At 67.9% G+C, this 4,973-nt stretch carries 6 protein-coding genes; 5 read left to right on the forward strand and 1 reads right to left on the reverse strand.

The features are described from left to right. Positions 1–202 (reverse strand): hypothetical protein (locus ELR45_RS37480; RefSeq protein ID WP_205856402.1); only part of this gene is annotated, 202 nt, incomplete at its 3' end. Here ELR45_RS37480 and ELR45_RS11050 point away from each other — a divergent pair. The 5 genes from ELR45_RS11050 to ELR45_RS11070 form a co-directional block, all read left to right on the forward strand. Then, positions 203–1,159, forward strand: coding sequence for a phosphate/phosphite/phosphonate ABC transporter substrate-binding protein (locus ELR45_RS11050; protein ID WP_165367675.1), 957 nt, complete (start codon positions 203–205; stop codon positions 1,157–1,159). Positions 1,160–1,210: 51 nt separating this feature from the next. Next, positions 1,211–2,035: a phosphonate ABC transporter ATP-binding protein gene (gene phnC / locus ELR45_RS11055; protein WP_129665966.1), complete on the forward strand. Its 825-nt coding sequence runs from the start codon at positions 1,211–1,213 to the stop codon at positions 2,033–2,035. Between the two features lie 3 nt (positions 2,036–2,038). After that, on the forward strand, positions 2,039–2,875 hold the full coding sequence (phnE, locus tag ELR45_RS11060) for a phosphonate ABC transporter, permease protein PhnE (protein ID WP_129665968.1): 837 nt from the start codon (positions 2,039–2,041) through the stop codon (positions 2,873–2,875). Next, complete coding sequence (phnE, locus tag ELR45_RS11065; protein ID WP_129665970.1) at positions 2,875–3,717, forward strand: phosphonate ABC transporter, permease protein PhnE; 843 nt, start codon at positions 2,875–2,877, stop codon at positions 3,715–3,717. Before phnE (ELR45_RS11060) ends, phnE (ELR45_RS11065) begins: the two co-directional genes overlap by 1 nt. Next, positions 3,714–4,973, forward strand: a 1,260-nt coding sequence (locus ELR45_RS11070) for an alkaline phosphatase family protein (RefSeq protein WP_129666531.1), incomplete at its 3' end; no start/stop codon positions are given. The genes phnE (ELR45_RS11065) and ELR45_RS11070, both read left to right, overlap by 4 nt.

Genomic DNA, 4,973 nt, shown 5'->3' on the forward strand with positions numbered 1-4,973 from the left:
GCCGGCCAACAAATGCGTAATGATCCACGGCACAGTTATTGGGGCATATAGAAATCGAGATTGCGATCCGCGCGCGCGTGCTGCTGTAGTTGCTCATGCCGGTACAGCATTCCGGCGTGACCACGCGGGAAGAACCGAGCCACTGTATCGGCGCGGCGCTGAAATCGAGTTCCAGCGTGGCCCGAGTGGAGGGAGATACCACATGCCAAGCGCGAAACGTACATCCTTCGGTCTCCTCGGCGTCATCGCACTCGCACTCGCCGCGTGTGGCGATGACGGCGACGGCACCCAGGCGTCCACCGACGGCGGCCGCTCGGACTGGCCCGAGACGGTCTCCTACGCCACCCTGCCTACCGCGGACGCGGACGTGATCGCCCGGCACGAGCCGTTCGAGGCCTACATGGGTGAGTGCCTCGACCACCCGTTCGAGCTGTTCACCGGGTCAAGCTACGTGGCCGTCGTGGAGGCCATGCGCACGGACAGCGTCCACGTCGCGAAGTTCGGACCGTTCGCGTACATCCTCGCGGCCGACCGGGCGGACGCCGAGGCCTTCGCCACGGGAACGGCCGACCCGGACGACGCCACCTACCGCTCGCTCATCATCACCTTGGAAGGCAACGGGATCGACAGCGCCGACGATCTGAAGGGGAAGAGCTTCGCCTTCGCGGACCCAGCCTCCACATCCGGGCACATCATTCCGCGGACCATGCTGATCGAGGAGTGGGGAGTCACGAACGACGAGTTCGAGGAGCAGCTCGGCGACATGATCCATGTCGGCGGGGGCGAGGCGATCGTCTCGAGCGTGCTCAACGAGGAAGTGGCCGCCGGGGCGCTCAGCGAGAACTTCTGGGTCGGCCAGGTGGAGGAAGGCGACGACTACGCCGACCATCCCAACTACGACGACCTCGTCGTCTTCCGCGAGTCCGACGACCTGCCGCGGGCGCTCGAAGCGTACGACGCGAACCTCCCCGACGACCTCAAGGAGCAGCTTGAGGAGTGCTTCCTTGACGCCATCGACCATGAGGAGCTGTCCGAGTTCTTCACCGAGTTCGGCTACGACGCCGGCTACGTACCCGCCGAGGACAGCACGTACGACGTCATCCGGGACGCGGCCGACAAGCTGGGCATGGGCCCCGAAGAGCTCCTCAACCAGGATTGACCGCAGGACCCAGACGCAGTCCCACCCGGGCCATAGGAGAGGAACTCGTCGATGGCATCTGAGTTGAACACCCGAGCGCTTCAACAGGTGACGAGCGAGTCGACGACGCCGGCACTGCTGTCCGTGCGCAACCTGAACAAGACCTACCCCGACGGCACGCAGGCTCTGCATGACGTCAGCCTCGACATTCCCAGCGGCCAGCTCGTGGCGGTGATCGGCCTCAGCGGTGCGGGCAAGTCGACCTTCATGAGATGCGTCAACCGGCTGGTCGAGCCGACCAGCGGTCAGATCGTCTTCGACGGGCAGGACGTCACCCGGGCGCGCCGAGGCGACCTGCGGCGTATCCGCCGGCAGATGGGGATGATCTTCCAGCAGTTCAACCTCGTCCAGCGTCTCCCGGTGGTCACCAACGTCCTGCACGGCCGGCTCGGGTACACCAGCGCCGTGCGAGGCTGCCTCGGCCGCTTCCCACAGCACGAGGTCGAGCAGGCGCTCGAGATGCTCGCCCAGGTGGGTCTCGCGGACCAGGCGTTCAAGCGCTGCTCCGAGCTCTCCGGAGGGCAGATGCAGCGGGTCGGGATCGCGCGGGCGATGATGCAGGGCGCGGCTCTCATCCTGGCCGACGAGCCGATCGCCAGCCTCGACGTCTCGTCGTCGGAGAAGGTCATGACCATCCTCAAGGAGGTCGCCACGGCCCAGCGCATCACCACGATCGTCAACCTGCACCAGGTCGACTTCGCGCAGCAGTTCGCCGACCGCGTCATCGGGCTGCGCGACGGGAGCGTCTTCTGCGACATGCCGACCGACGGCCTGACCGAGGACCTCATCCGCGATCTGTACTACGGGCACGTGCCACAGCAGGATGAGGAGGACTGAGGCGTGGCCGTGTCCAGCTCGCGATCGGCTGTGCGGCGCTCGCCCGCGCCGACATACGCCCACTACCGCCAGTACAAGCAGCAGCGTGTCCGGCGGAACCTGGTGGTCTGGGCGGTGGTCTTCGGGGCGGTGACGTGGGCGGTATGGAGCTCCGGCTTCGGCCTGCTGACCCTGTTCAACGGGCTGTCCGAGTCGTACAGCTTCATCGTGACCGACGCCCTCCCACCGAAGCTGGAGTCGGTGCCCGACTACCTAGGCCCCACCCTGGAGACGCTCTACATGAGCGTCGTGGGGCTGGTGATCTCCGTCGTGATCTCCGTCCCCATCGGCATCCTGGGCGCCCGCAACACCACTGTGCACCGGGTCGTCAGCTACCTGGCGAAATCCATCGCGGGCATCGCCCGTGCCGCCCCGTCGCTGGTGATCACGGTGTTCTTCGTGGCCGTGTTCGGAGTCGGGCCGCTCGCCGGGACGCTGGCGCTCGGGCTCGGCGGGGTCGGCATCCTCGGCAAGGTCTACGCGGACGCCATCGAGGAGATCGACGCCGCGCAGATCGAGGGGGTACGCAGCACCGGCGCGAGCTGGCTGCAGATCCTGGGACAGGGTGTCTGGCCACAGTTCAAGCCCGCCTTCATGACCTGGACGCAGTACCGGTTCGAGCGCAACGTCCGTGGTGGCGCCGTCATCGGGCTGGTGGGCGGCGGAGGCCTAGGCTTCAGCCTGATCTCGGCGATCAACCTGTACCAGTTCAGGGACGCGATGACGATCATCCTGATGATCTTCGTCATGGTGATGGTGATCGAGCTCGCCACCCGCGCACTCCGTCGGAGGGCAATCTGATGGTCCAGACATCGACACCGGCCGAGGTGGGCGGCATCCCGACCGATCCGCAAGCGACGCGGAGGCGTGTGACGCATCGGATCCTCTGGGGCCTCGCCGCCGCGTTCGTCGTCCTCAGCGTCTTCCAGCTCGGCATCACACCGCAACGGTTCACCGACGCACTCCCGAGAGCCTCTTTCGTCTGGGACCGGATGTGGCCGCCGGCCATCGACGACGGCGGCGCACTTTCGACCGCGGTGGTCGAGTCCCTGCAGATCGCCATCGTCGGGACGGCGTTCGGCATCCTGCTGTCGATCCCGCTGGCACTGATCGCGGCGCGCAACGTGACCCCGTTCGCCCCGCTGAGCCTGGCGATGAAGGGGTTCGCCGCCTTCGTCCGGGCGGTCCCGGCGCTGATATGGGCCTTTCTCTTCATCATGGCGGTGGGGCTGGGGCCCACGGCCGGCATCCTCGCGCTCGCCGTCAACTCCACGGGGATGCTGGTCAAGGTGTACGCGGAGGCCCTCGAGGAGATACCGATGGGCCCCATCGAGGCGTTGCAGGCCAGCGGCGCCAGCCGCAGCCACATCGCGTTCCAGGGGATCCTGCCGAGCGTCGTGCGCCTCTTCATCGCCTGGTCGGTTTTCCGCCTGGACATCAACGTCCGGTACTCCACCATCCTCGGAGTCGTCGGTGCCGGGGGCATCGGCTGGGAGCTGACCCGGGCGGCGTCGTTGAGCCGCTACGACGTCGCGCTCGGCATCACCGTCGTCATCTTCATCCTGGTGATGGCCACCGAGGCCGTCTCGCAGTGGCTGCGGCGCCGGGTGGACGACGACACGGCGTTCCGGGTGGAAGAATGACGGCCGCCGCCAGACGGTCGGTGATCCTGGTCATCGACGGCCTGCGCCCCGACTCGATCGGTCCGGAGGACACACCGCACCTGGCGGACCTGCGGCAGCGGGGCGTGAACTTCACCAGCACGCACTCGGCGCTTCCGTCGGTCACGCTGGTGAACGGTGCCGTGCTGGCCACGGGCATGCATCCAGCCAGTACCGGGATCGTCGGGAACTCCATGGTGGTGCCGGAGGTCGACCCGTCGCTCGTCCTCGGTCTGGTGAACGCGAGCGACCTGCGCCGCCTCAGTGAGGCGACCGGGGGCGTGGTGCAGACGGCGACGCTGGCCGAGCGGCTGGACAAGCACGGCAAGCAGCTCGTAGCGGTCGGCTCCGGGTCGGCGGGAACCACGCTGTGCGCAAGCCCGGGCGCCCCCGCCGGCGCCGGCATCATGATCAACTGCGACGACCCGGAGAAGGCGGGGCCGCTGTCCATTCCCGGCGAGATCGGCGACGACGTGCTGGCCCGTTTCGGACCGCCGCCCACCAAGCAGGGCGTCGTCGACCGGAGGGCATCGGTGAGCTACGCGGCGCGCGTGTTCACCGACTACGTCCTGCCGGAGCTGGACCCGGACGTCGCGCTGATCTGGATGACCGAGCCCGATGTCACACAGCACGCGCACCACGCCGGGTCAGACCGGTTCCGGTCGGTGCTCCGCCACGTCGACCACTGCGTCGGGCGCATCCTCGAACGCATCGACCCGGACACCACCGACGTCGTCGTCGCCTCCGACCACGGCGCCACCGCGATGATCACCCCGCCCGTCGACGTCACCGGCGAGCTGGTGTCCGCAGGTCTGAAGGCCGGGCGGCAGAGCGACGACGTGATCGTCGTCAACAACGGCAGCATCGGCATTCACCTTCCCAGCCACGACGCCGACCGGATCGCGGCGCTGGTGGAGTTCCTGCAACGACAGCCGTGGTCCGGCCCGCTGTTCACACCCGCGCACACGCCGGACGCCGCCGATCTCGATGTGCTCGCGCAGGGCTGGGCGGACGGCACGTTCTCGCTTGAGCTCATCCATGCCGCCAGCAGGCGTGGTCGCCCGGACATCCTGCTCGCACCGTGGTGGACATCGGAGCCGAACCAGTTCGGGGTCCCCGGCACGACGGCGTTCGCCCCCGGCGCCAGCGGGACGAACCATGGCAGCCTCAGCCCGTGGGACATCACGTCGACGCTCATCGCGTCCGGTCCGAGCTTCGCACCGGCGACCACGTCCGCT

This window comes from Phytoactinopolyspora endophytica, assembly GCF_004138495.1.
Lineage (GTDB): Bacteria > Actinomycetota > Actinomycetes > Jiangellales > Jiangellaceae > Phytoactinopolyspora > Phytoactinopolyspora endophytica.

What these genes read in the sequence shown, in the direction of transcription:
- ELR45_RS11050 (WP_165367675.1), top strand. Translation starts at nt 203, where the DNA reads ATGCCAAGCGCGAAACGTACATCCTTCGGTCTCCTCGGCGTCATCGCA.
- phnC (WP_129665966.1), top strand. Translation starts at nt 1,211, where the DNA reads ATGGCATCTGAGTTGAACACCCGAGCGCTTCAACAGGTGACGAGCGAG.
- phnE (WP_129665970.1), top strand. Translation starts at nt 2,875, where the DNA reads ATGGTCCAGACATCGACACCGGCCGAGGTGGGCGGCATCCCGACCGAT.